Source organism: Nocardiopsis gilva YIM 90087, assembly GCF_002263495.1.
Taxonomy (GTDB): domain Bacteria; phylum Actinomycetota; class Actinomycetes; order Streptosporangiales; family Streptosporangiaceae; genus Nocardiopsis_C; species Nocardiopsis_C gilva.
Window position 1 is genome coordinate 3,034,947 of sequence record NZ_CP022753.1, and the last position, 25,813, is coordinate 3,060,759.

Sequence of the window (25,813 nt, forward strand, 5' to 3'; positions counted from 1 at the left end):
GGCGCGACACTTGATACCTGGATCGGCATCAGGAGCCCGACGCCTGGCTCCAGGCCCGGTCTCGGAGCAGCCGCAACCCGTTGAGCGCGACCAGAACCGTGGAGCCCTCGTGTCCGGCCACGCCGAGGGGGAGGGGCAGCGTGCCGACGATGTCCCAGGTGGCCAAGGTCACGATCACCGTCCCGGCGATCACGAGATTGGCGATCACCAGCCGACGTGCCCGGCGCGCCAGGGCGACCGCCGCGGGAACCGCCGCGAGCTCGTCACGGACGACCACGGCGTCGGCGGTCTCCAACGCAAGGTCGGAGCCTGCTCCGCCCATCGCGATCCCGGATCGCGCGGTCGCCATGGCGGGTGCGTCGTTCACCCCGTCACCCACGAACGCCACCCGCTGTCCGCCTTCGGCCAGTTCCCGTACCGCCGCGGCCTTGTCCTCGGGGAGCAGACCCGGACGCACGTCACCGATACCGACGGCAGCGGCCACCCGCTCCGCCGCCCCGGCGTTGTCGCCCGTCAGCAGCACCGGCGGGGCGGCGCTCAACTCGCCGCAGCGTCGCACGCCACGCTCGGCGTCGGGACGCAGTGTGTCACCGATCCCGATGACGGCCACCGCCACGCTGTCGGCGACGACCGCCACGGCGGTACGGCCACTCGCCTCCACCTCGGCCGCGATCGCACAGGCACGGACGTAGGAATCCGCGGGGGCTCCGTCGCCCGCGGCGTCCGGCCGCATCCGCCGCGGCTCGCCCACCTCGACGCGTACACCCTCCACCGTGGCGGCCACGCCCCGCCCCGGAGCGGCGACGAAGTCCGTGGCGTCGGGCACAGCGATCTCCGCGGCCCGAGCGGCGGCCACGATCGCGGCGCCTACGGGATGCTCACTGGGGTACTCGGCGGCCGCCGCCGCGCGCAGGACCTCGGTCTCGGTGCGGTAGCCGCCCGCTGCCCGGCGCTCATGGCCCTGGGCGTCGATGAGCCGGATGTCCTCCACCCGGGGGCGGCCCGCGGTGAGTGTTCCCGTCTTGTCGAAGGCGACCACCGACGTCGCCGCCAGCCGCTCCATCGCCACCGCGTTCTTCACCAGCACACCGTTGCGTCCCGCCGTCGCCATCGCGGCGAGGAGCGGCGGCATGGTGGCCAGGACGATGGCACAGGGCGAGGCCACGATCATGAAGGTCATCGCGCGCAACAGCGCGGACTCGAGGTCGGATCCCAGCAGCAGCGGGATGGTGAACAGCGCGATAGTCGCGACCACGACGCCCACCGAGTAGTGCTGTTCGAAGCGCTCGATGAACAGCTGGGTGCGCGCCTTGGTCGCGGTGGCCTGCCGCACCTGCTCGGCGATGCGGGCGACCACGGTGTCGTGCGCGGGACGGGTGACACGGATCCGCAGCGCACCGGAGCCGTTCATGGTCCCGGCGAACACCTCGTCGCCCGCGCCCTTGGCCGCGGGGAGGGATTCCCCGGTGACCGTCGCCTGGTCCACCTCGCCCGCCCCGTCGACGACCTCCCCATCGGCCGCGATCCGCTCGCCCGGACGGACGAGCACGGTGTCGCCGACGCGGAGATCCGCGGCGTCGACGGCCTCCTCGGAACCATCGGTAGCGACACGCGTCCCTCGGTCGGGGGCAAGGCCGAGGAGGCCGCGCACCGAGTCCTCGGTGCGCCGGGTGGCCAGGGCCTCCAGCGCACCAGAGGTCGCGAAGATGATGATGAGCAGGGCGCCGTCGAAGATCTGGCCGATCGCGGCCGCGCCGATGGCCGCGACGATCATCAGCAGATCGACATCGAGTGTCCGTTCCCGCAGCGCCCGGAGCCCGGACAGCGCCGGCTCCCATCCGCCGACGGCGTAGCAGGCGAGGTAGAACGCCCAATACGACCACGCGGGCGCCCCCGCGAGGTGGAGCAGCCCACCACAGCAGAACAGAACGAGCGCCGCGGCGGCCCATCGCACCTCACCGAGCGCGAACATCGGCGTGCGCCGCCGGGGGATCGGTGCACGGGCCTGACCTCCGGCCCGCTCGGCAGCGGGAGCGGATACGAGTGTCGGCATGAGAACTCCAGGCAGGACGCTGAAACGATCGAAGGACACAATACACGCTCATATGAAGATGTCTTCATATGAGTCCGAGTTATGCCCTCGATCACCGCGTCGCCCGGCAGTTCCCGCCCCCGCCCACGGTCGCGTCGGCCTGGGATCCCCGCGTGGTCAGTACCATGGCCGCATGGGGCACAGGCCGATAGCAGGTACGCAAACAGCGGACATCGCAGGCCCGGCGAGCCTCGACGCCGCCGGAGCGGCGAAAGTCGCCGAAACCCTCCAAGCCCTCGCGGCCCCCAGTCGCCTCCTCATCCTCACGGCCCTGCGCTCCGGCCCCCAGACGGTCGGCGAGATCGTCGACACGGTGGGCCTGTCACAGTCGGCCGTCTCCCACCAACTCCGCCTACTGCGCAACCTCGGCCTGGTCACCGCCACTCGCGACGGCCGCAGCATGAGCTACGCCCTTTACGACCACCACGTCGCCCAACTCCTCGACCAGGCCGTCCACCACATCGAACACCTCCGCCTCGGCATCTCCGACAGCTGACCACCCGCGCGGCGCGGGCGACCGGGGAGAAGGGAATCGGGGTCTGCTGGGCGGCCTTGTCGGCGTTCGTCCTGTCCGGTGTTCTTGGGTGAAAAGCGGCACCGAGGGCGGAGGGGGTTGGGGGGCGCTGGTCCCCTGAGGGGGAGGCGGGCCGGGCGAGCAGCGGCGGCCCGCTCCGCCGGTCACCTCCCCGGCGGAGCGGCGGGGGCGGCAGCGAGGGCGGGTGGGTGGTGGGGGTGCCCCGGTCGGCTCTGGGGTGGGGCGGGCGGGCCGGAAACCAGATTGCGGGCCACCCGGAGCCGGGTATGCCCGGTTTGCCACACGTTCCCCGCGATGATCATGGGAATTCTTCCGAAAATCGGCCGGAAATCGAAAGAATTCCCATGATCATCGCCAGAAGGGCTCCGCAGTGGGGCGACAAGGCGGGCAGGGACGAGTGCTTTGTCCTATTTTTCATGGTCAGCGCGGAGTGGATGCGTTGATCTCGGGAAAGTGCGCCAAAAAACCGTCGGAATTTGGCGCACTTTCCCGAGATCAATGGAGGCGCGGACAAAACGGGCACACGGAGAGCGCTTTCCCGCCCCGGGGCACCGTGCGCCCACCCGCCGGACGACCGGCGCCCCCAGCCCCCACCGCCCTCGGTTCCGCTTTTCACCACCGAACACCGGAAAGGACGAACGCCGACAAGGCCGCCCAGCAGACCCCCTGCCCCACACCGTGATGATCATGGGGATTCCGTCGATTTCCGGCCACTCAAGTTTCGGGTTTATGCCTCCGCGCTCGCTCCCTCGGTGATCTTGCTGATGCCGTCACTGTCGGCTCAGAAGGCGACTGCAGCAACGAGGCCACCGCAGCCACCCCGCGAGGAGGACAGACACAACCCGACAAATCAGGCGTCAACTGGATCCAGCATGCACATCCATGCATTATGCAGCATTTTCCCGAAACTTGAGCGGCCATTTCTCGACAGAATTCCCATGATCATCGGCGGAGGAGGCCAACGGCGGGGCGATCCTCCCGCATTGCGGAAGCTCGCTCGCGCGAAGCGGAGCCCCCGGGCTCCGGGTGGCCGGAGGGGCTGATCCACCTGCCCGCAGCCGCCCGGCCCGCGCCGGTCTACCCGGCCGACCCCGGGTCGCGCGTTCCGCCCGGTGGGTGAGTGTGGTGCCCCACCCGTCCGCTCCTCGTCGGTGCCGCCTTGCCCTCGCCGTCGGGAAGCTTCACGTCGCCCATGCCCCCGGCGGTCGCCCGGCGCCGCTGCACCCGCTGGGCGACCGGTGCCCCCAACCCCCTTCGCCCTCGGCGCTGCTTTTCACGCAAGAACACCGGAGGAGCCGAACGGACCGACCCAGCAGGCCGGGTTCCCGTGGTGGTGGGCGGGTGGGGCCGTCGGCGGGGTTTGGGGTGGGTTGGTTGGGTGGTTTCGGTCGGGCCGTTGTTGGCCTGGGTGGGCCGTCGGATGGGTGTCCGATACTGCGCTTCCACGGCGTGCGACCGCTGTTTCGAGGGGTTTTGCGCAGTGTGCACCGGACGTCGTGAACGTCGAGTGCCCTCGGGCTGATTTCTTCTGTTGTAGCCGGTGGTTTGGGGCTTGACCCCAAGCTAAAGTAACTCTGTGTCGTCTTTTGAATACTTAGAGTCGCGATCGGATGGGGTGACTCACCGTGGACGCGCCGAGCAGGTCCCCACACGGATATTCCGGAATGACTGGGGACGACTGACGCCGCCCCAACTGGGGGTGTGGACGCCGACGTTGACCGTGAGCGTGGTCATCCCCGCCCGGGGCCGGTCGGAGCGGCTGGCGTTGACGCTCGCCGCGTTGGCCGGGCAGACCTATCCCGCTCGACTGCTGGACGTTGTGGTCGTCGACGACCACTCATCACCCCCGATCCAGCTGCCCTCGCTGCGGCCGGCGCGGTGCCGCATTGAGCGTGCTCCCGCCACCGGCAGAGGTGCCGGGCATGCGCGGGCCTACGGGGCCCATGTCACGTCCGGGAAGGTGATCTGCTGGCTGGATCCCGACATGGTGGTCGGGCCGCGCTTCATCGAGGCGCTGGTCCGGTGGCAGCACGTGCACGCCGAGTGCGTGTCGCTCGGGCGGGTGCTCTTCTGCGCGCGTGGGCCCGAGGACCCGACGGCCCTGGCCGGGCTGGCCCGCTCGGGCAGTCTGTCCTCTGCACTCGCCGGTTCCTACGGTCATGCCCGCGTGGCGCGGGTGCTGGAACAGAGCTGTGGGCTGCGTGACGCCGATCACCTCGGCTTCCAGGCCTACGTGGGCGCCGCCGTGTCACTGAGGAGATCGCTCTACGAGGCCGCGGGCGGCGTCGACCCGGCGCTCGACCTCGGGCAGGACACCGAGTTCGCCTACCGGCTGTGGCAGGCCGGAGGGCTCTTCCTGCCCGAGTACGCCGCACCCGCCTGGCACATCGGCCCGGCCACCCCGGCGCGCACCCGTCTGCCCTCCGCCCGCTTCCAGTCGACCGCACTCGCTCCGCTGATGCCCCACCCTCGATCCCGGCGCGGACTGCCGACGGCCGACGGGCGCCGGGTTCCCCTCGTGCGTGCCGTCGTGGACGTCGCCGGTGCCCCCTACGAAACCGTCAGCGGCTGCGTCGACCGCCTCTTGGACGGCACCGAGCAGGACATCGCCGTGACGCTCGTCGCGGACTGGGACGGCGGCGTCTACGGCGGCACGTCGGCCAACCCGCGCCTGGAGCTGCGCCTGATCCAGGCCCGCTACCTGTCCGAGCCCCGCGTCTCCTTCTCCGCTGTCGCCCCGCGCACGGGGTTCCCCTCGCCCTACCTGCTGCAGGTCCCCGTTGCCTGGGGGCTGGGTGGCGACACGCTGGCCCGGCTCGTCGCCCGCGCCGAGCGCGCCCGGGCCGGGCTGGTCGAACTCTTCCCCGAGTCCGCGCCCACGCGCGGCGCGGGGATCCGGCTGTGGCGGACCCGTGCCCTGACCCGCGCGCTCCGTGTCCGGTCGGAGGGCGAGTCCCTCGCCGACGTCGTCTCCGAGGTGCACGGACGGTACCGGATGCACGCCGGGCACGAGTGCCTGCAGGACCTGATCGCCCCGCGTTCGACCGAGGCCCGTGCACGCGCCGCACGACCCTCGGATGGGAGACCCGGCGCGGCGACGGCCGCGAGTGACGGGGACACGGCTGTGGCGTCCCGCCGGGACACGTCAGGGCCGAGGAAGGGGCGTGGCGCGATGAGGCGCTTGGTCGGGCGCCTGGGGAAAGGCCTGGCCCGGCGCCGTCGCCGACCGTAATGGGCGCGGGGAGCCGACAGAAGTGCTGTCCGGGGCCCTCCCGGTCTCGGTCAGTGGGGGAAGACACCGGCCGAGCGGCGACGGGCGGACCCCGATTTCAGCAGACAGCCATAACACTGTGCCACACATGTGCAACATCAGGTGAGGTATTCGGGTGAAAAGAAAAGGCCGCGTGTCGCGGCCTCTTCAGTTCGTCGCGGACCGTATCGCGAACCCGAGCTAGGACCCGCTGATCGCGTCGATTGATTCCTGCAGGTCAGAGCGGATGTCCTCGGGTAGAGGAGCTGAACCGGTCTCCTTGGAAGCCGACTCCTGGCCCTCGGGACTGATGACGTAACTGAGGAAATCGCGAAGCCGCGCGGCGTCCTCGGCACTGTCGTACTTCAGGCACGCGATCTCGTAGCTGACCAGCACGATCGGGTAGGCGCCGGACGCCGTCGTCCCGTAGTCGATGTCGATCGCGCGGTCGAGGGCGTTGCCGCCCTCGCGCTGCGGCGACTCCGCGACCACGCGAGCCGCCGACTCCGGAGACAGCTCCACGAACTCGTCGCCCACGCCGACCTTGGCGGCGCTCATGTGGCCGACATGCGACGCCTCGACATAGCCGATCGTGCCCTCGCCGCCCTGGACCGTGTCGGCGATGCCGCTGTTGCCCTGTGCCGCTTCCGCCGGAGGCACCGGCCACTGGCCGCTCGGCTCGTAGGGCCAGTCGTCCCCGGCCGCCGCGTGCAGGTACTGGGTGAAGTTCTCGGTCGTACCGGACTCGTCAGAGCGCGAGACCGGGGTGATCCGGGTATCGGGCAGGTTCACGCCGGGGTTGGCGTCGGCGATCGCCTGGTCGTCCCACCGCGTGATCTTGCCGTCGAAGATCCGGGCGATCACCTGCGGCGTCAGATTCAGCGAGTCGACACCCTTCAGGTTGAACACGACGGCCACCGGCACCACATAGGCCGGGATGTTGATCGCGTCAGAGCCCAGGCAGCGCGGCGCGGCATCCTTGAGTTCGGCGGGCGAGATCGCGGCGTCCGACCCGGCGAAGTCGACCGCGCCGTCGATGAACTGGTTGCGCCCGCCGCCCGACCCGATCGCGTCGTAGAAGATCTGCGCGTCCTCGCAGTTGGTCTGGTACGCCGCGATCCAGGTCCGCATCGCGTTCTCCTGGGCGCTGGACCCCGCCCCGGCGATGTTGCCATCGAAGCAGGCCAGATCGGCGGGCATGGGGAACGGCTCGCCGCCGCGCACCGCGATGTCGCTGCCGCACCCGGCCGTCACTGCCAGGGCGCCGATGAGCGCAGTGGCGGACAGCTTGCGCGAGGTGGACCGGAGCACGGTGAGTCAATCCCCCTTGTCAGTGCCGGCGACCCAGTGTGCCCACGTAGACCTATCCGACGGCGATTGCTGAAAGTGATGGTGATCGAACACCGTCGAAGAATTTAACAAGAGGTGGAGCCCTATGCCGAACGGGAGCGCTGTGGCGCCACTCACCCTGAGGGCCGGGCGCTCGCCTCCGGTGTGCGGCGGCCGTCCTGCGGCCGAACCGCCCGGGCGGCGGTGGCGCGGTCAGGCGCCGCCCTGCCGCGCCTCCTCAACGCGCCGCAGGACGGCGCGCAGCCCCAACTCGTATCCGGCGACCCCGCATCCGGCGATGTACCCCTGCATCACCGGCGCCGTCACCGACGTGTGCCGGAAGGGCTCGCGCGCGTAGACGTTGGAGATGTGCACCTCCACACACGGAGTGTCCACGGCGTCGACGGCGTCGCGCAGCGCGATGCTGTAGTGCGCGAACGCGCCGGGATTGATGACGACGCCGTCGAGGTCGCGCGCCGCGTGGATGTGCTCGACCAGCTCGCCCTCGTGGTTGCTCTGGGCGCAGACCACCGTAACGCCGAGCTCCTTGCCGAGGGCCGTCACCGCCGCCTCGATGTCGGCGAGCGAGGTGCTCCCGTACTGCTTCGGGTCGCGCTCGCCGAGCAGGTTCAGGTTCGGCCCGTTGAGCAGGAGCACGGTGGGGTGCGAGGTGGAGTCCGGCACGGCGATGCCCTTCCGCGGATCAATGGTGCGCGGGGCGCGGCGCCCCGGGGCTGACGTGCGTCAGCCTAGTGGCAGTGGCCGCCCGCGCCTGGAATGCGCCCGGAGCTCCGCCCGATCCGGGCGTTGCGCGTGCACCCGCTGGCCCCAGGGACGCGGAGACGCTATTTCCGGGCGATCCGTTAGGGCGGGAAACCTCTGATTCGGAAATACCTCATCACAATGCGCGCCGCGGGCACGCATGAAGTGTCGACCGCCGACGAGGTCAGCACTCTGTGCGCTGGCGAGGCCTGCCTCCAGCGGTCGCTCGCGACCGTGCTCCTGTGCAGAATGGGCGGTTCCCAGCCGACCTGGTGCGTGGGCGTGCGCACCGAACCCTTCCAGGCCCACGCCTGGGTGGAGGCCGAAGGCGCCCCCGTCGGTGAGCCGATGCCCGCCGACTACTACCGGCCGCTGATCCGAGTGCCAGAGCCGTGCCGCGCCGGGCGCTCGACGTGATCTCCGGTGCGGCGGCGGATACGAGAGGTCTCGCCCCGAGAGGAGCCGGGCGCCATGCGGCCCCGCGGTTGTCCGCGCGGTCAATCGGGCACGGCATGATCCGCTGGTGGAGCGGGCATGCCCTCAGGCGATGGACACACTCGCCTCCACCTACCGGTTGCAGCTGGGGCCCGGGCGTACGTTCGCCGACGCCGCGGGCCTCGTCGACTACCTGCACCGCCTCGGAGTCGACGCCCTCTACGTCTCGCCGGTCCTGACCGCGGCCCCGGGTTCCGAGCACGGGTACGACGTCGTGGATCCCTCGCGCGTCTCCTCGGTGCTCGGTGGTGAGGAGGGGCGTACCGCACTGATCACGCGGCTGCGCAAGTCCGGCCTCGGCTTTGTCGTCGACATCGTGCCCAATCACATGTCGGTGGCCGTTCCCGCCGCCAACCCATGGTGGTGGGATGTGCTGCGCGCGGGCCCCGATTCGCCCTACGCCCGCTGTTTCGACATCGACTGGACGCACGGCCCGATTCCGCTGCCCGTCCTGCCCGACGACGGTGACGAGGGCGATTCCGGTGCCGCCGCGCTGGACGGGCTCACCATCGTCGACGACTGCCTCAGCTGTGGCGATCAGCGCTTTCCGTTGGCACCGGGCACCTACACCCCGGGCGATGACCCCGCCGAGGTGCACCAGCGTCAGCACTACCGACTGGTGCCCTGGCGAAGCGCCGCGACCGATCTGCGCTACCGGCGCTTCTTCGACATCAGCGGCTTGGCCGCCGTCCGGGTGGAGGACCCCGACGTCTTCACCGCCACGCACGCCGAGATCCTGCGCTGGGCCGAGCGGGGGGAGGCGGACGGCCTGCGGGTCGACCACGTCGACGGGCTGAGCGACCCCGGCGGATATCTGCGGCGGCTGCGGGACTCCTACGACGGCTGGATCGTCGTGGAGAAGATCCTCGCTCCAGGGGAGACACCGCCCGCCTCCTGGCCGGTGGCCGGGACCACGGGGTACGACGCGCTGCGCGAGGTGTGCGGTCTGTTCATCGACCCCGAGGGGGAGCGGCCCCTCACCGACCTGGCCGACACTCTCGGCGTGCCCACCGACACCGGCGCGGTGGAGACCGAATGCCGGCGTACGGCCGCTACCACGCTACTGCGGGTGGAAGTTCGCCGGATCGCCGCCCTGGTCGACGACCAAGACGACGACGCGGTCGAAGAACCCGGGGCGGAGGCCGTCGCCGACGACGGAGCCGGACCGCGGCTGAGCCGGACCGAGCAGGCCGTTGCCGAACTCCTGACCCGCTTCCCCGGCTACCGCTCCTACCTCCCCGAAGGCGAAGCCGACTGGGCGGAGGCCGTCGCCCGCGCCCGCAGTGCCCGGCCCGACCTTTCCTCCCTGCTGGCCCGCATCGACGGCCAGGCACGCGCCGATTCCGGAGGGGAGCTGGCCCGCCGCATCCAGCAGACCAGCGGCACGGTCGTCGCCAAGGGCACCGAGGACACCGCCTTGTACCGCTCCACCCGCTTCATCGCGCTCAACGAGGTCGGCGGCGACCCGGACCGCTTCGGGGTGAGCGTCGCGGAATTCCACGCTGCCGCCGCCCGCCGCGAGGCGTCCTGGCCGTGCGCCATGACCACGCTGTCCACCCACGACACCAAGCGCTCCGAGGACGTCCGCGCGAGGCTGGCGGTACTCACCGAGATCCCCGCGGAGTTCGCCGCGGCCGAGCGCGACTGGACCGAACAGTGCGGCCTCGGGGAGCCCTCGCTCAACCTGCTGGCCTGGCAGACCCTGGTGGGCGCATGGCCCATCAGCGCGGCCCGGCTGCGCGGCTACCTGCTCAAGGCGGCACGCGAGGCCAAGCTGCGCACCTCCTGGCTGGCCCCCGACGCGGATTTCGAGAAGGAGATCCGCTCCTGGCCGGAGCGGGTGCTCTCGGACGCGTCGCTGGCCGACGACGTTGCCGCGCTCGTCGCCCGCGTCCGCGAGGCAGGGTGGAGCAACGCGCTCGGCCAGAAGCTCATCCAGCTCACCGCGCCGGGTGTCCCCGACCTCTACCAGGGCACCGAGCTGTGGGACCTGTCCCTGGTCGACCCGGACAACCGGCGGCCCGTCGACTTCGCCACCCGCATGATGATCCTGGAGCGCCTGGAGTCCGGCTGGCTGCCGCCCATTGACGCGGCGGGCGCCGTCAAGCTCCACGTGGTCCGGCAGGCGCTGCTGCTCCGCCGCGACCACCCCATGCGCGGCTACCGCCCGCTCACCCCCACCGGCCCCGCCGCCGCCCACGCCGTGGCCTTCGCGCGCGGCCCCGCGCTCGACGTCGTCACCATCGCCACCCGGCTCCCGCTGCGCCTGGCCGACTCCGGTGGCTGGCGCGGCACCGCCGTCCCGCTGCCGTCCGGCCCGGGGACCTGGAACGACCTGCTCACCGGCCGCACCATCGCCCCCGAGCGCACCGATGGCTTCACCACCGCGGCCCTCGCCGAGGTCCTCGACCCCTACCCCGTGGCCCTGCTCGTCCGGCGCACCGCCGACACCGCCGAGCCGAGACGCCCCTGAGGTCTGTGCGCCGCGGGCCGAACCGGCGGCCGCCCCGTCGCGCCTAGGCGTGGCCGGTGAGGGCGGAGACCGTGATCAGGCACACGATGGCGAGGAGGATCACCCCGAACGCGATGGCGCCGGGCCGCTGGGGGACGGGCTTGCCCGGGTCGAGCGGCGGGTGCCACCCGCCGGAGGGAGGGGGCAGCCGGTACAGCTGCTGCCGGGCGATGACGTTCATCAGCAGGATGATGGGGTGGACCACCAGCGAGAAGGGGCTCCACCACCCCTGCCACAGCGACTGCGCGGTCATTTGACGGTAGACAGCGATTCCGCAGGACCGGCAGAACGGGCCCGACTTGGACAGGAACTGCATGAGGGCGATCATGCCGCGGTGGGCCCGGATGGTGACGTAGGCGGCCGGCTGGCAGCCGCAGATCTTGCACTGCATCGGGGCGCGTCCTGGCCAGGGAGCGGCGCCGGGACGGCCTGCGGCCTGCGGGTAGGCGGCATAGGGCGCCTGCTGCTGGGAGTGCGGCGAGTGAGGGTGGGGAGGCTGGGCGTGCGGGGGCCGCGGGGGTTGGGGGTGAGGTGTGGTCACGAATCTGGCCTTCTGTCGGTAATGGTGTGATTGCGAAGGGGCATGCTAGCGGTCGGACCGGACACGACGTGCCGGTCCGCCGCCGCGCGACGGTCGCCCGCCCGGCGCACCGGCGCGCCGCCGATAGGCTGATCGCGATCATGTCGAGTTCCTCTCCCGCCACCGGGGCTGGCCGCGCCGCCGTCACCGACCGGTTGCGCATGCCCGCCTCCGTCCTGGCCGCCCTCGCCTGCCCGCACTGCGGCGCCGGCATTTCCCCCGCCGGAAACGCCCTCGCCTGCGCGCACGGACATGGCTTCGACGTCGCCCGGGAGGGCTACGTCAGCCTCCTCACCGGCCAACGGCCCACCGGCACCGGGGACACCAAGGAGATGGTGCGGGCCCGGCAGGAGTTCCAGGAGGCCGGACACTACGCCCCGCTCGCGGCACGGCTGGCCGCACTCGCCGCGGAACACCTCCCCGCCGTCCCCGCCGCCGGTTCCGGTGCCGAAACCGGGCTGGTCGCCGACATCGGCGCAGGCACCGGCTACTACCTGCGCGAGGTGCTGGAGGGCTGTACCCGGTCCACCGGGCTGGCACTGGACGTCTCCAAGTTCGCGCTACGCCGCGCCGCCAAGGCCCACCCCCGGGCCGGGGCGGCCGCCTGCGACGCCTGGCGGGGCCTCCCGTTGGGCACCGGCACGGTCGCGCTGCTCCTCAATGTGTTCGCTCCCCGTGACGGCGCTGAGTTCCGCCGGGTCCTGCGCGAGGACGGCGCGCTCATCGTCGTCACCCCGACCGCCCGCCACCTGCACGAGCTCATCGACGCGCTCGGGCTTGTCACCGTGGACGCGCGCAAGGAGGAGCGGCTCGAAACGACACTCGGCGACCATTTCTCGCTGACGCGCCGCGAGGAACTGGACCACCCGATGCGGCTGCCGCACGCTGCCGTGGCCACCGCCGTGGGCATGGGGCCCAGCGCCCGGCACCTCGATCCGGGCGAACTGGAACGGCGGATCAGCCGGCTGCCCACCCCCGCCCCGGTCACGGCGTCCTTCCTGCTCTCCGTCTATCGACCGGTCTGACGGCGTGGTGCTGCCTCCCCCCGGGTAGGCACAGTCCGTGGGCGAGTGGGAGCGGTTCTCGGTGTGGGCGCCGGGGCGCGAACAGGTGCGGGTCCGGGCCCGCGGGGCCGATCACGCCATGGCGCGTGGCGAGAACGGGTGGTGGCACGCCGACGTGCCGGGCGCCGGACCGGACACCGACTACGCGTTCCTCCTCGACGACGACCCCACGCCGCTTCCCGACCCTCGTTCCCAGTGGCAGCCGCGCGGCGTCCACGGCCCCTCCCGCCGCTACGACCACGCCGCCTTCCCGTGGAGCGACGCCGCCTGGACCGGGCGGGCGCTGCCCGGGTCCGTCCTCTACGAGCTGCACATCGGCACCTTCACCCCCGAGGGGACGTTCGATGCGGCCATCGGCCGCCTCGACCACCTCGTCGACGTTGGCGTCGACCTGGTCGAGGTGATGCCCGTCAACGCCTTCGACGGCCACCACGGCTGGGGCTACGACGGGGCCCTGTGGGGCGCCGTGCACGAACCCTACGGCGGCCCGGACGGCTTCAAGCGCTTCGTCGACGCCTGCCACACCCGCGGCCTGGGGGTCGTCCTCGACGTCGTCTACAACCACCTCGGCCCCTCGGGCGCCTACCTGCCCCGGTTCGGCCCGTACTTCGACGGCGAGACGCCCTGGGGTCCGTCGCTCAACCTCGACGGCCCCGGATCCGACGAGGTCCGCCGCTACGTCCTCGACACCACCGCGGGTCTTCTGCGCCACTACCACCTTGACGGCCTGCGGCTGGACGCCGTGCACGCTCTGCGGGACCACCGCGCCGTCCCTCTGCTCGCGGAACTCTCCGCCGAGGTCGACGCGCTGGCCGCCGGTCTGCGGCGTCCTCTCGCCCTCATCGCCGAATCCGACCTCAACGACCCGCGCACCGTCACCTCGCGCGACGCCGGCGGACACGGCATGACCGCCCAGTGGTCCGACGACCTGCACCATGCCCTGCACACCGCGCTCACCGGCGAGAAGCACGGCTACTACGCCGATTTCGCCGTCCCCGACGCCCTCGCCCGCACCCTGCGCCGGGTCTTCTTCCACGCCGGGACCTATTCCTCCTTCCGCGGACGCACCCACGGCGCGCCCGTCGACACCGATTTCGGGAGCCTTCCCGGCCACCGCTTCCTCGCCTACTTGCAGACCCACGACCAGGTCGGCAACCGGGCGCGTGGCGACCGCCTGTCCGCGTCGGTATCCCCGAGCCTCCTGACCTGCGGCGCCGCCATCGTGCTGTGTTCGCCCTACACGCCGATGCTGTTCATGGGGGAGGAGTGGGCCGCGTCGACGCCGTGGTGCTTCTTCGCCTCCTTCCCCGATCCGGTGCTGGCCGCCGCGGTGCGCGACGGGCGGCGCCGCGAGTTCGCCGCCCACGGGTGGGGCGAGGAGGACGTGCCCGACCCCATGGACCCGCGTACACGCGAGCGGTCGGTGCTGAGGTGGGACGAGCGCGGCACCGAGCCCCACCGCTCCGTACTGGAGGTGTACCGGGCGCTGATCGCGCTTCGCCGCGCCCGCCTCGAGCTGGCCGATCCCCGCCTGGACCGGTTCCGGGTGGACGCGTCGGAGGACGGCCGTCTGCTGGTCCTGCACCGGGGGCGGCTCCGGCTCGTCTGCAACCTGGGCCCGGTCCCGGCCGAGGTCGCCCTGGACGCCCCTGCCCGCGACGTGCTTCTGGCCGTTCGGGACGGGGCCATCGTGCGTGGCACCGCCTCCGACGGCATGGACGCGCCCGGCGCGAAGGTGCACCTGCCGGGCGCCTCCTTCACGATTGTCGCGACCTAGCGGGACAGCCGGTCGCGCAGCAGGCGGGGGAGTTCCCGCACCCGGTCGAGGTCGCCCAGCCCCTGCGATGCCCGCGTGAGCTCCTCGCACTCGGATGGGGTGAGATCGAGGTCGGCGGCTGCGACGTTCGACTCCAGCTGGGCGACGCTGGAGGCGCCCGGGATCGCCATCACCGACGGGTGCCGGATCGTCCAGGCGAGCGCGACCTGGGCCGGAGTCGCCTGGTGGGTGTCGGCGATGTCCCGCAGCAGGCCGAGCAGGGGCCGCACCCGCTCCAGGTTCTCCGGCAGGAACAGCGGGTTCATCGTCCGGACCCCGCGGGACGGGCGGTGGTCCACGTCGAACTTGCCGCTCAGCAGCCCCTGGGCGAGCGGGCTGTAGGCCATGATGATCCGCCCCGTGTGCTCGGCGTACGGGATGAGGCGCTGTTCAGGGGAGCGGGCGAGCAGGCTGTACTGGACCTGGTTGCTGATTACAGGCGCCCCGAGTTCGGCCTCGGCCCGCCGCCAGCGGGGAAGCGAGAAGTTGCTGACCCCCACCTCGCGGATGACCCCCGCGTCACGCAGAACGCGCATGCCGCGCATGGTCGTGGCGTCGTGGACCAGCGGGTTGGGCTGGTGTACCTGGTACAGGTCGATCGTGTCGAGGCCCAGCCGGGCGTCGCTGGCCACCCCGCGCTGCTGTACCACCGGCGAGAGCGGGAGCACCGGAAAGATCTTGGTGGCCACCACGACGTCCTCGCGGGGCGTCCCGGTCTCCTCCAGCGCCGTCCGCAGGGCGGAGCCGAGGATGCGCTCGCTGCGGCCGAAACCGTAGGCCTCGGCGGTGTCGAACACGGTCACCCCGAGTTCCAGCGCGCGGCGCACGATCCGCGCCGATTCGGTTCGGTTGTATTCGGCGCTGTAGCCCCATTCCGGCGACCCGAACTGCCAGGTACCCAACCCGATCTTGGAGTAGCGGCGGGTTGTGTCCGCCTTCTCGATGTAGCGCATGGCTCAGGCTATCGAGCGGTGCGGCGGCATCGGCGCTGGGACACGCGCGGCGCGATCCGGCTCGATGCCATTCCCGCATGGTCGCTAAGGCTTTACTTACCTTCGCTTGCGTAACCTACGGGGCCGTAAGTTATGGTGGCGTAGGTTCACACAGCCGTCTGAAGGAGAGTCGACCCCAATGGGAGAGTCCCAAACCGCCGTTTCGACAGCGGAACGACGAGCGTCCAAGCTGGAACTCGACGTTGAACATGCCCCGAAGGGTCCGGGCGCGAAGTTCCTCTTGGGTGTGTACATCGGGCTCCCGATCCTTGCCGTCATCGCGGCGGTCCCCTTCGCCTGGGGATGGGGTCTGACCTGGGTCGACGTCGCGATCTTCGCGGTGACCTACATCTTCACCGGCCTGGGTATCACCGTCGGGTACCACCGCTACTTCACCCACGGCTCCTTCAAGGCCAACCGCCCCCTGCGCATCGTGCTGGCCGTGGCCGGGACCGCCGCCATCGAGGGTCCGGTCATCCACTGGGTGGCCGACCACCGCCGCCACCACAAGTACGCCGACCGCGAGGGCGACCCCCACTCGCCGTGGCGCTTCGGCACGGACTGGAAGGCTCTGGGCAAGGGCCTTATCTACGCCCAGTTCGGCTGGCTGTTCTCCAGCGAGCGCACCTCCATCCAGCGCTTCTGCCCCGACCTGCTCGCCGACAAGGACATCGCGCGCATCTCCCGGCTCTTCCTGCCGATCGCGGGCCTCTCGCTGTTCCTGCCTGCGTTGGTCGGCGGTCTGGTGACGATGTCCTGGTGGGGCGCGCTGACCGCGTTCTTCTGGGGTGCCCTGGTGCGGCTCTTCCTGCTGCAGCACGTGACCTGGTCGATCAACTCCATCTGCCACGCCTTCGGCGTGGAGGAGTTCGAAGTCCGCGACAAGTCCCGCAACGTGTGGTGGCTGGCGATCCTGTCCTTCGGCGAGTCCTGGCACAACCTGCACCACTCCGACCCCACCTGCGCCCGGCACGGCGTGCTCAAGGGGCAGATCGACCCGAGCGCCCGCGTCATCTGGGCGTTCGAGAAGCTCGGCTGGGCGTGGAACGTGCGGTGGCCCAACGAGAACCGGCTTGCGGCCAAGCGCGTCGACAAGGTGGACCAGGCGGCCTGACCAGCGAACCCGGCGGGGTCGGAGACGACCCGTCGGCGTCGACCGCGACGGCACGCGAACGGCGGCCGCACACCCCGCGAGTGAGCGCGGGCGTGCGGCCGCCGTCGTGTCGCGGTACGGATCTCGGATCGGAGCGGGGTGGGGATTGTGCATCCATCCCTGCGCCAGGTCGGATAGGCGCGATCAGTCGGAATTGACGCCTTTGTTGCCTTCTGGTTGGATCCAGCGTGCCATCTGTCCTCCGTTCACCTCGTGCCGCGAGTGATCACGAGTGACATCTGATATCCGCCCACGTCGGGCCGTGACGTCCGGCCGGTGGCCGGACCGCGTGGAGGACACGTCCCCCGACTAGAGAGCGATGGTCATGGTCGACCATTCGACCGGCTCGCCGACGGATCCTGCGGGTCGTCGCAGGCTCGGCCTCCATCCCCACCGCATGCGCCTCGCGAGCCTGGGGCAGCGCCTTCGCTCCGGTGCCTCCGGCCTGACCATCGCCGTCCTGGCGATCGCCCTCGTCGGCACCGTCTTCGGCGTCGGCGCGCTCGGGCGTGCCGACGAGGTGTCGGACGGCAACGCGTGGCTGTGGACCAGCCCCACGGGCGAGGTCAGCCGCGTCAACGGGCACAACGCCCAGGTCGACCTGGTCTCGTCGCTGCCCGAGGCTGAGGGCCACAACGTCGAGGTCACCCAGAACGACCAGTACCTCATCCTCCATGACAAGGACACCGGGAAGATGACCTCGGTCGACCTCAGCGAGATGGGGTTCACCGGGAGCCTCGATCTGGGCAAGGACAGCGACGTCGGGCTGGCCCTCGGCCGCTCCGCCGCTGTGGTCATCGACCGTGCCGCGGGGGAGGTCCGCGCCGTCGACCCCGCGACGCTCCAACCCACCGGCGCTTCCATCAACCTGCCCGCACCGCTCGTCGGCGGCGCCTTCGACGACGGCGAGACACTGTGGCTGGGCGTGCCCACCCAGGGCACCGTCGCCGGGGTCCGCGTCGCCGGGCAGAAGGCCGAGGTCGCCGAGACCGTCGCGGTGTCCGACCCCGGAACCGACATGGCCCTCACGGTCCTCGACCAGGGTGCCCTCGCGGTGGACCGGGCCGACGACCGCATCGTCTCCATCGACGGCGGCGGCACGCCTCGGGTCCTCGACGCGTCGGCTTCGACGAAGGGCGCCGAGCTCCCCGCACGCACACGCGGTGACATGGCGGCGATCACCGCGCCCTCAGCCGGCGAGATCGTCACGGTCTCTCGGCCCAACGGTGCGGGCGCGATCGACTCGTTCTCCTACAACGCCGACGGATCCGGGACGGCCATGCCGTATGCGGGGCGCGTGTACGTGCCGTTCGACGGAGATTCCCTCGTGCGCGTGTACCGGCCCGATGGAGTCGAAGAGGGCGAGGTGCACCTGCCCGAGGCCAAGGGGCCCCTCGGCCTTGAGGTCAGAGAGGGCAGCATGTTCATCAACGCCGCCGAGTCCGGCGCGGCGGCTGTGGTCGACCCCGAAGGTGAGGCGCGCGTCATCGACAAGACCGCCCGCCCCCCGGGACCGGGCGGGAGCCCCGAGCCGCTGCCCGACCTTTCCACCCGCCAACCCGAAGAGCCGGATCACGACGGCGACGACGAGCCCGAGGAGCGGAGCGCCGACGCGCCGGGTGCACCGACCCCGGTGTCGTTCACGGCCGGGGACGGCTCCGTCACGCTGTCCTGGCCCGCCGCCTACTCGCCCGACACTCCGATCGAGAGCTACGAGATCACCTGGCAGGGCGGCAGCAAGACCGTGTCGGGCGATGACCGCAGTGTGGAGATCACCGGGCTGGACAACGGCACCACCTACCGCTTCCGGGTCGCCGCGACCAACGAGAACGGCACCGGCCCGGCCGCCCAGACCGGCCGCGTCACCCCGTCGACGGGGGCGCCGGACGCTCCGGAATGGGTCACCGCGGAGGCCGCGACCTCGACCAGCGCGACCGTGACGTGGGCGGACGTCGACGGCGCCGAGGACTATCTCGTCAGCACCTCGGCCGAATCGGGAGCCGGAGTGACCGACCGGTCCTCGTCCACGAACTCGGTGACCGTCACGGGGCTGGAACCCGGTGGGACCTACACCTTCACCGTCACACCGCGCGGCGCGGGCGGTGTCAGCGGCGAAGCCGTGAGCAGCGACTCGTTGACCCTGTCCGAGACGGAGCTGAGCGCACCCGCGAAGGCCGAGTTCACGGTCAACGGCGGCACGGTGAACGTCACCTGGTCCGAGGTCGAGGGCGCCGTGAAGTACCGCATCACGCCGGGTGGTGACGGCGCGTCCGCGATGAAGGAGACCACCACGGCGGGCGCGACGACGTCGCAGTCCCTCAACCGCGGGGCGTCGGGTCGCTGCTACTCCTTCACAGTGACGGCGATCGGCCCGGACGGCGCCGCCGCCAACAAGAGCACGACCAGTGCCTCCTCCTGTGTCCAGGAGTTCCGCTGATGCGCGAGACGGACGGACGCGAGAGCGGCACGCAGCACCGCCGAGAGACGACGAGAGGAACGGCCGTGGCGTCGCGGAAGCCGGGCACCAGGAAGTGGGTCACCGCCCTCGGCGGTGTCGTGACGGCCGCGGCGATGCTGGTCGTCGTCTCACCGACCGCCGCCCAGGGCGCGGACCCGCAGGCGGTCTGCAATCAGAAGGACACGAACGCCAACGACTACGTCAAGGTCAACGACGCGGCGGTACCCAACGGGAAGGGGACCGTCTACCTCTACTTCAGCAACGGAACCGGCTCGAACTGCGCCATCACCATCGGCAACGTCTCAGGATCGACCTACATGGACGTCGGCCTCCGCCGCGAGTCCGACGGGGCGTCGAAGTGGGACGACGGTAACTTCAGCGAGTACGCGGGCCCGGTCTATCTGGACGCCGACAACATCTGCGTCGACTGGACCGGCGCGGTCGGCGACCGGTCCGTGACGGTGAAGAAGTCCAACTGCGACGGCAGCGGCGGCTGACGCGGGGCCGACACCTGCCGCCGCCCATGTGGCGGCAGGCCCCGCACGCGGAGGGTCATTGTGTCGCGCGACGTTCGGGGGCGGACGCATGCGTCCGCCCCCGAACGCCTGTTGTCGAACCTGCCGATGCTTCGCGCGGGCCTGCTCGAAGCCTCCTTGCGGGATCTCCCGGAATGGAGACGACCGGCGCGACACCGGCGCCCGTCGCCCCGCCGCGCGCCCGACCACGCCGTTCACGGCCCTGCCGCCGTCGCGATTCTCCGAACAGCACCTGGGGCGCCGCCTCCCTAGCTGCAATCTCCTCGTTCGAAGGAAGCCGCTGACGAGGGAAGCACCAGCGTTCACCGCTGGAAGACCGTCAGTCCGCAGGCTCCGACCAGGCGACCTGGACCTGCTCCGGTCCGACGCCGCGGCGGGTGTACAGCGCGCGGCCCTGCGGCAGCCGCCGCGGTGCCACGCCGTTGGAGATGCGGCCCTCCATGCGGTCGCCGGAGAACAGCATGCCGGGCGTCGCCATGTCGGCCAGCGTCTGTGCCACCGGCTCCAGCATCGACCGTGCGGCGCCGCCCGTGCGGCGGGCGGTGATCAGGTGCAGGCCGAGGTCGGCGCCCTGGGTGAGGAACGGCACCAGCGGGGCCAGGGGGTTGGAGCGTCCGGCGACCAAGTCCATGTCGTCGACCACGACGAACAGCTCCAACCCCTCCCACCAGCTGCGGTTGCGCAGCTGCTGCGGGGTGACGTTGGGTCCCGGGATTCGTTCGCGCACGTTCCCGGCCAACTCGGTGGCGACCGCCTGCGTGTGCTGCGGGCTGGTGCAGTAGGCCAGCAGGTGGTCGTCACCCACGAGCCCCAGGTGGGCGCGGCGGAAGTCGACGAGCACGATGCCCACCTCCTCCGGCGAGCGCGCGGTGAGCTGCCGCAGCAGAGCCCGCAGCAGGGTGCTCTTGCCGGTCTGCGGGTCGCCGAAGACCACGAGGTGGGGATCCTCCCGGAAGGAGAACACCGCCGGACCCAGGTCGCGCTCGCCCAGGCCCATGGCCAGGCCGTTGCCGGTGTGCTGCGGCAGGACCTCCGCCAGCGCGATGTGCTGCGGGAGGACCCGCACCGCGGGCACCGGACGGTGCGGCCAGCGTCGGCCGATGGTTCGGATCGTGTCGCGTACGCCCTCGCCCAGGTCCTGGTCGTTACTGGCCCCGTCGAGCCGGGGCAGGGCGATCTGCGCCATGTGCTCGTTGGTGAGCAGGACGCGCCCCGGGACGTCCTTGGGGATCTCCTCGGCGACCTTGCGGCCGATGCCCGAGTCGAACGGGTCGGTCAGCCGCAGCTCGATCCGGCCGCCGAACAGCGACTGCAGCTTGCCGCGGATCTGCGAGCTGGCGGAGCCCGTGAGGATCGTGTGCAGGCCGAGCGACGGGCCGCGTGAGGCGATGTCGACCAGCACGTTGTCGGCGTCCTCGAACGCCTCGCTCACCGCCGACCAGCCGTCGATGACGAGGAAGACGTCACCGAAGACGTCAGAGGGCACCGTGCCGTTCGCCCGCGCCCGGCGCAGTGCCGCGGGGGAGTCCAGCTGGTAGCTCCGGAACACCTGCTCTCGCTTGTCCAGCAGGGTGAGGACGTCCGAGAACACCCGCTCCACGCGCTCGGGGTCGGCGCGCGTGGCGATACCGGCTACATGCGGCAGCTCTTCGAAGGGCGCCAGTGACCCGCCGCCGTAGTCGATGCCGTAGATCGCCACGCGGCCGGGCGGGTACCGCCACGCCAGGCTGGCGATCATCGTGCGCAGCAGGGTGCTCTTGCCGGTCTGCGGCCCGCCGAGCACCACGATGTTGCTGTCGCCGCCGGTGAAATCCAGCGTCGTCGGTTCCTGGCGCTGCTCGCGTGGGATGTCGGTGACGCCGATGATGGCCTTGGCCTCGGCCGGGTCGGGTTCGGGTGGGGGACCGCCTGCGGCGGCCTGACGCGGTCCCGCACGCATCCAGTCCAGCACCCGGCTGAGCGCGAGCGCCGGGGGCAGCGGCGGCAGCCACACCGGGCGCACCGGCCGTGCCCGCGACGCGACGATCCGGTCGACGGCCACCTGCAGTGTGCTGCGCCCCGCGGAGGCGGGGCGGCCCGCCGCCCGCGGCGCGTTCGACGCGGAGGCATCGCCGCTCACCAGCTTCTCCAGCCCGTTGAACGAGATCAGCGGCAGGACGGGCACCTGCTCGGCCTCCTCGTCGCTCGGCGGGGTGTAGGGGCCGGAGACCATGGCGGCTTTGAAGCGTTCGAAGACCGAGGTGTCGACCTTGAGGTAGCCCGATCCGGGTTCGGGGGGCAGGTGGTAGGCGTCGCCTACGCCGATGGCCTCGCGGCTTTCGGACTCGGAGAAGGTGCGCAGGCCGATGCGGTAGGACAGGTGGGATTCCAGGCCCTTGATCTTGCCTGATTCCAGGCGCTGGGTGGCCAGCAGCAGGTGGACGCCGATGGAGCGGCCGATGCGGCCGATGGCCACGAACAGCTCGGCGAAGTCGGGGTGGGCGGTGAGCAGTTCGGAGAACTCGTCGATGATGACCAGGAGGTGGGGCAGGGGCTCCAGGTCGGGCTGCTGGGCGCGCAGGGCTTCGTAGGCGTGGAGGTTGGGCAGGTTGCCGGCGTCTTTAAGGAGTTGCTGGCGGCGGGTGAGTTCGCCGTACATGGCCTCGCGGAAGCGGGCGACGAGGGTGTCGTCGTCGGCGAGGTTGGTGATGAGTCCGGCGCTGTGGGGCAGGCGGTCGGTGTCGGCGAAGGTGGCGCCGCCCTTGAAGTCGACCAGGAGCAGGGCGAGGTGGTCGGGGGCGTGGTTGATGACCAGGGAGGCGACCAGGGTGCGCAGCATTTCGGATTTGCCCGAGCCGGTGGCGCCCACGACCAGGCCGTGGGGGCCCATGCCGCCGAACGCCGACTCCTTCAAATCCAGCAGGACCGGTGTGCCGGTCGGCCCCACCCCGATCGGGACGCGCAGGTAGTCGCTGGTGCTCCGCGGCCGCCATGTCTGGCGCGCGTCGAGCTGGGCCACATCGGGTACGCCCAGGATCTCCGGCAGGCCCACCGTGTTGTGCAGGGTGTCCTCGCCATCGTCTGCGGCCAGCCGCATCGGCGACAGGATGCGCGACAGGGACGTGAGCAGGGGGACGCCCGCCGCGTCGGCCCGGCCCTCAAGCGGTGCGGTCTCGTTGTCCCCGGCCTCGGCCTCCCCGGGCGCTGTCGGCCCGGTCGCCCGGACGTCGCGGTGCTCGCGCACGGCGCCGTCGGCCCCGACCTCCAGCCGCACGTCCACATGGCCGGGCTCCTCACGCCGCCCGGCGACCAGCACGATCACGTGGATGCCGAGGTCGGCAAGTGCCGCGACCGGCGGTTCGGCGTCCAGGCCCGACAGCGTCGTCTGGAACTCGCCGTCGACGATGACGACCAGCCGCTGGGTGCCCGGCCCCGGCGGGCCACCGCGGCGGCGCTGCATGTCGATGGTGCGCTGCTCGATCTCGGCGGCGAGCAGCTCGTGCATCTCCACGGCGGTCGCGGCGGTGAACCGGGCCGGGAGCGGGCCGTCCTGGACGCTGTCCACCGAGCCGTGCGCCAGCCACTTCAGCCAGTCCCATTCGGAGAGCAGGTGCTGGTGGCGCACCACGCCCAGCCGCACGTCCTCGGGCGAGTGGAACGCCACCAGCTGCGCGGCGAGAGAACGCGCCAGGTCGCGCCCGGCCCGCCGGTCGCCGACAACGGAGACGACGCCCAGCTCACGCAGCGGCACCACCAGCGGCTGCTCGGGCACGTGCGCGTGGAGTTCGATGAGCTGATCCGCCATGCCGCGGCACACGGGGTCGTAGACGACCAGCGGGTTGGACGTGTCCACCGTCATGCTCAGCGGGCGGGCCAGCGGGCGATTGCCCGAGCCGATGCGCAGGTGCAGGAAGTCGGGGTCGGACGCGCGCCGCTCCCACCGGCGGGCCGGAAGCCGCGCCAGGTCGGGCAGGAGCGAGGGCGCGGGGTGGCGGAACGCGGCACTCGTGCGCTGGGCCGCGGTGACCTCGCGGACGGTCGCGCGCAGGCGGTCGAGGTAGTCGAGGTAGCGCTCCCGCTGGTCGAGGATGCGCCTGCGCGGTCCGTTGCGCTGGGCCAGGAACATGGTCACGCCCACGGCCACGCTGGCCACCATCACGAGCATCGCCCCGGCCGCGTACAGCGGGCGGTTGCCCATGGTGACCGCCATGAGCAGCGACCCCGACCCGCTGATCACCGGCATCAGCATCATCGCCATGGAGCCGGATGCGGGCGGATTCTCCGGTAGCTGCGGGGGAGACGCGACCGAGATGGGGGTATCGCCGGGGTCGGGCACCGAATGCCGGGCGGGCCGGTGGACCAACATCGTCGACACGGTGACCTCTTTCATAGGCCCGAGGGGGACAGGGGCGGGGGTTGCTACGGTGATCATCTCGCGAGGACCTGTTATTGCATAATCCGTCATGGAACGCCGGAAATCGCACCCTCGTGGGCATCCCGCCCCGACCGCGTCGACCCATGCGATCAGCGCTGACCAGTGCAAGACCGCTTCACCAGTGCGGACCGGCGGTGCTCGGGACGACGTGGCCGGTGGGTCGCTCGGCGAGCAAGCGCGCCTGACGCGATTAGCATCTGCCGGGCTGCGACCAGCTCAGATACACGCCCGAAGAGAGGAAGACAGCAAGGAGATGCGCGCTAGGTGCTCGTCCCCCAGCCCCGTGACCCCCAGCCCTCCGTCGGGTACGGGCGCGCCGTGGGCGTATCGGCCTGTTCCGCTCCGCTGTGCGGGAGCCCCGACTTTGTCCCAGCGTGACGTCCAGAGCGGACGGATCAGCCTCCGGAGGTCGAGGTGAGCGGATACTGCCGCGTCACGGTCACGGGTCCGCAACGATGGGCGGACCTCGTGCTGCCCGGCACGGTTCCGGTGGCCACCCTGATGCCTCAGGTGCTCCGGGTGTGCTCGACCGACACCGACCGGCTCGAACCGGTCGGCTGGAATCTGACCACCGCCGACGGCACGGCCGTCCGCCCCGACGCGACCCTGCAGAAGGCGGGGGTCAGGGACGGCGACGTGCTCCTGCTCAGCTCCCAGCCGCCGCGCGACCGTCCCGCCTTCGTCGACGACGTGCGCGGGGCCGTGGAGGACCGGGTCGACGAGACCGGGTCCGTCTGGCGGCCCTCCACGACACTCGCCTTCGGTGTCGCCCTTCTCGTCATCGTGCCGATGGCGGTCATGATCGTGATGGCGGCGTTCTTCCGCTTTTCGGCGATCGACCTCGTCACCGCGCCGCTGGGCGTCGTCGTGTCCCTGGGCGCGATGTGGCTGGCCGTGCGGCGGTCGATGGCCGGTGTCGCGCACGCGTCCCTCGCGGCAGCCTGCGGGTGGGGCGCGATGATCGCGGTGGCGGCCTCGTACGTGCTCAGCGGGGCCGAACCACCCCCGCCGGCCGTCCCGGCCGTGTTCGCCGTTGTGGGCGCGCTGGTCGTGGTCGGGCTCGCGAGCGTCATCCACCAGACGGCGCTGCCCTACCTGGCGGCGCTGGGTGTGCTCACCGTCGCGGCGGCCGTGCTGGTGGCGGTGGGGCTGTTCGTCGACGGTGCGCAGGGGGCGCGCACAGTCGCGGTGCTGCTGACCCTGGGGGTCGGGGTGATGCCCAGGATGGCGATGTCGATGGGCGGTCTGTCGGGCTTGGACTACGAGGTCCGCCACTCCGGCCAGGCCCCCGCGGAGCGCTTCGATCGCACCATGCGGTTGACCGATCGACTGCTTCTCGGCCTGGTCATCGGCGCCGCGCTCGCCACCACGGCGACGGTGCCGCTGCTCATCTTCACCGGCGCGGGCTGGCGCGACCTCGTGCTCGCCGCCCTCGTCTCGCTGCTGCTCGTCATGCGCTCCCGGCTCTTCGACCGGATCCGCCACGTGCTGCCGCTGCGTGTGGGCGGGGTGCTCGGCTTCGTCATCGTCGGCGTCGGCCTGGTGCTCATGCTGCCCCCGCTGGAGGGGTGGCTTCCCCTGCTGGCCCTGATGGTCTGCGTGACGGTCGCCGGACTCAGCTGGATCGACCTCCCCGACGTCCCCCGCGCCTCCCTCCGCCGCGTCCTCAACGGCGTGGAAGTGGCCGCCATCGTCGCCTTCTGTGCCGCGGCGGCCTGGGCGCTGGGCGTTTTCGACCTTGTGACCTCGCTGACGGCCTGACCCTCACCCTCTGGACCAGCGGCCGGTGCCGGACCTCGTCACGGAGTCCGGCACCGGCCACTGC

General features: G+C 71.4%; 16 protein-coding genes. 10 read left to right on the forward strand and 6 right to left on the reverse strand.

Annotated elements, in window-relative coordinates; genetic code table 11:
- Nucleotides 1-28: 28 nt before the first annotated feature.
- Nucleotides 29-2,053: a heavy metal translocating P-type ATPase gene (locus CDO52_RS13910; protein ID WP_026125387.1), complete on the reverse strand. Its 2,025-nt coding sequence runs from the start codon at nucleotides 2,051-2,053 to the stop codon at nucleotides 29-31.
- A 172-nt stretch (nucleotides 2,054-2,225) separates the two neighbouring features.
- Here CDO52_RS13910 and CDO52_RS13915 point away from each other — a divergent pair, with 172 nt between their 5' ends.
- Together CDO52_RS13915 and CDO52_RS13920 are read left to right on the forward strand one after the other, a co-directional pair.
- The gene (locus tag CDO52_RS13915) at nucleotides 2,226-2,588 is read left to right on the forward strand and encodes an ArsR/SmtB family transcription factor (protein WP_017616619.1); all 363 of its coding nucleotides are present in this window, start codon (nucleotides 2,226-2,228) and stop codon (nucleotides 2,586-2,588) included.
- Nucleotides 2,589-4,341: 1,753 nt separating this feature from the next.
- Entirely contained in the window at nucleotides 4,342-5,859 is a 1,518-nt protein-coding gene (locus tag CDO52_RS13920) for a glycosyltransferase (protein ID WP_017616617.1), read from the forward strand.
- A 219-nt stretch (nucleotides 5,860-6,078) separates the two neighbouring features.
- Here the strand turns inward: CDO52_RS13920 and pstS are convergent, their stop codons facing one another.
- Nucleotides 6,079-7,188: a phosphate ABC transporter substrate-binding protein PstS gene (pstS, locus tag CDO52_RS13925; RefSeq protein ID WP_017616616.1), complete on the reverse strand. Its 1,110-nt coding sequence runs from the start codon at nucleotides 7,186-7,188 to the stop codon at nucleotides 6,079-6,081.
- A 231-nt stretch (nucleotides 7,189-7,419) separates the two neighbouring features.
- On the reverse strand, nucleotides 7,420-7,890 hold the full coding sequence (gene aroQ, locus CDO52_RS13930; protein WP_017616615.1) for a type II 3-dehydroquinate dehydratase: 471 nt from the start codon (nucleotides 7,888-7,890) through the stop codon (nucleotides 7,420-7,422).
- Nucleotides 7,891-8,109: 219 nt separating this feature from the next.
- On the opposite strand from aroQ, the gene CDO52_RS13935 reads away from it, so the two are divergent.
- Entirely contained in the window at nucleotides 8,110-8,385 is a 276-nt protein-coding gene (locus tag CDO52_RS13935; protein WP_017616614.1) for a lasso peptide biosynthesis B2 protein, read from the forward strand.
- Nucleotides 8,386-8,515: 130 nt separating this feature from the next.
- The gene (gene treY, locus CDO52_RS13940; protein WP_017616613.1) at nucleotides 8,516-10,936 is read left to right on the forward strand and encodes a malto-oligosyltrehalose synthase; all 2,421 of its coding nucleotides are present in this window, start codon (nucleotides 8,516-8,518) and stop codon (nucleotides 10,934-10,936) included.
- Nucleotides 10,937-10,979: 43 nt separating this feature from the next.
- On the opposite strand, the gene CDO52_RS13945 is transcribed toward treY, so the two are convergent.
- Nucleotides 10,980-11,516: a hypothetical protein gene (locus CDO52_RS13945; RefSeq protein WP_157745569.1), complete on the reverse strand. Its 537-nt coding sequence runs from the start codon at nucleotides 11,514-11,516 to the stop codon at nucleotides 10,980-10,982.
- 200 nt (nucleotides 11,517-11,716) lie between these two features.
- Here CDO52_RS13945 and CDO52_RS13950 point away from each other — a divergent pair, with 200 nt between their 5' ends.
- Nucleotides 11,717-12,580 (forward strand): putative RNA methyltransferase, encoded by an 864-nt coding sequence (locus CDO52_RS13950; RefSeq protein WP_198345878.1) that lies wholly within the window; start codon nucleotides 11,717-11,719, stop codon nucleotides 12,578-12,580.
- 37 nt (nucleotides 12,581-12,617) lie between these two features.
- Nucleotides 12,618-14,396 carry a malto-oligosyltrehalose trehalohydrolase gene (gene treZ, locus CDO52_RS13955; protein WP_094932431.1) on the forward strand — a complete coding sequence of 593 codons (1,779 nt, stop codon included), beginning with the start codon at nucleotides 12,618-12,620 and terminating at the stop codon, nucleotides 14,394-14,396.
- Here treZ and CDO52_RS13960 read toward each other — a convergent pair.
- Nucleotides 14,393-15,388, reverse strand: coding sequence for an aldo/keto reductase (locus CDO52_RS13960; RefSeq protein ID WP_017616610.1), 996 nt, complete (start codon nucleotides 15,386-15,388; stop codon nucleotides 14,393-14,395). The two genes, treZ and CDO52_RS13960, sit on opposite strands and share 4 nt — an antisense overlap.
- Nucleotides 15,389-15,566: 178 nt before the next feature.
- Here CDO52_RS13960 and CDO52_RS13965 point away from each other — a divergent pair, with 178 nt between their 5' ends.
- The 3 genes from CDO52_RS13965 to CDO52_RS13975 all read left to right on the forward strand — a co-directional run bounded on the left by CDO52_RS13965 (nucleotide 15,567) and on the right by CDO52_RS13975 (nucleotide 19,535).
- The gene (locus tag CDO52_RS13965; RefSeq protein ID WP_017616609.1) at nucleotides 15,567-16,541 is read left to right on the forward strand and encodes an acyl-CoA desaturase; all 975 of its coding nucleotides are present in this window, start codon (nucleotides 15,567-15,569) and stop codon (nucleotides 16,539-16,541) included.
- Nucleotides 16,542-16,977: 436 nt separating this feature from the next.
- Nucleotides 16,978-19,017: a fibronectin type III domain-containing protein gene (locus tag CDO52_RS13970; protein ID WP_232524456.1), complete on the forward strand. Its 2,040-nt coding sequence runs from the start codon at nucleotides 16,978-16,980 to the stop codon at nucleotides 19,015-19,017.
- Nucleotides 19,017-19,535, forward strand: a complete 519-nt coding sequence (locus CDO52_RS13975) for a spore-associated protein (RefSeq protein WP_232524457.1) — start codon at nucleotides 19,017-19,019, stop codon at nucleotides 19,533-19,535. The genes CDO52_RS13970 and CDO52_RS13975 overlap by 1 nt, the downstream gene beginning before the upstream one ends.
- 358 nt (nucleotides 19,536-19,893) lie before the next feature.
- Here the strand turns inward: CDO52_RS13975 and eccCa are convergent, their stop codons facing one another.
- Complete coding sequence (gene eccCa, locus CDO52_RS13980; RefSeq protein ID WP_232524502.1) at nucleotides 19,894-23,805, reverse strand: type VII secretion protein EccCa; 3,912 nt, start codon at nucleotides 23,803-23,805, stop codon at nucleotides 19,894-19,896.
- A 597-nt stretch (nucleotides 23,806-24,402) separates the two neighbouring features.
- Between eccCa and eccD the strand changes: the two genes are divergently transcribed.
- The gene (eccD, locus tag CDO52_RS13985) at nucleotides 24,403-25,749 is read left to right on the forward strand and encodes a type VII secretion integral membrane protein EccD (RefSeq protein ID WP_094932432.1); all 1,347 of its coding nucleotides are present in this window, start codon (nucleotides 24,403-24,405) and stop codon (nucleotides 25,747-25,749) included.
- Nucleotides 25,750-25,813: the final 64 nt, after the last annotated feature.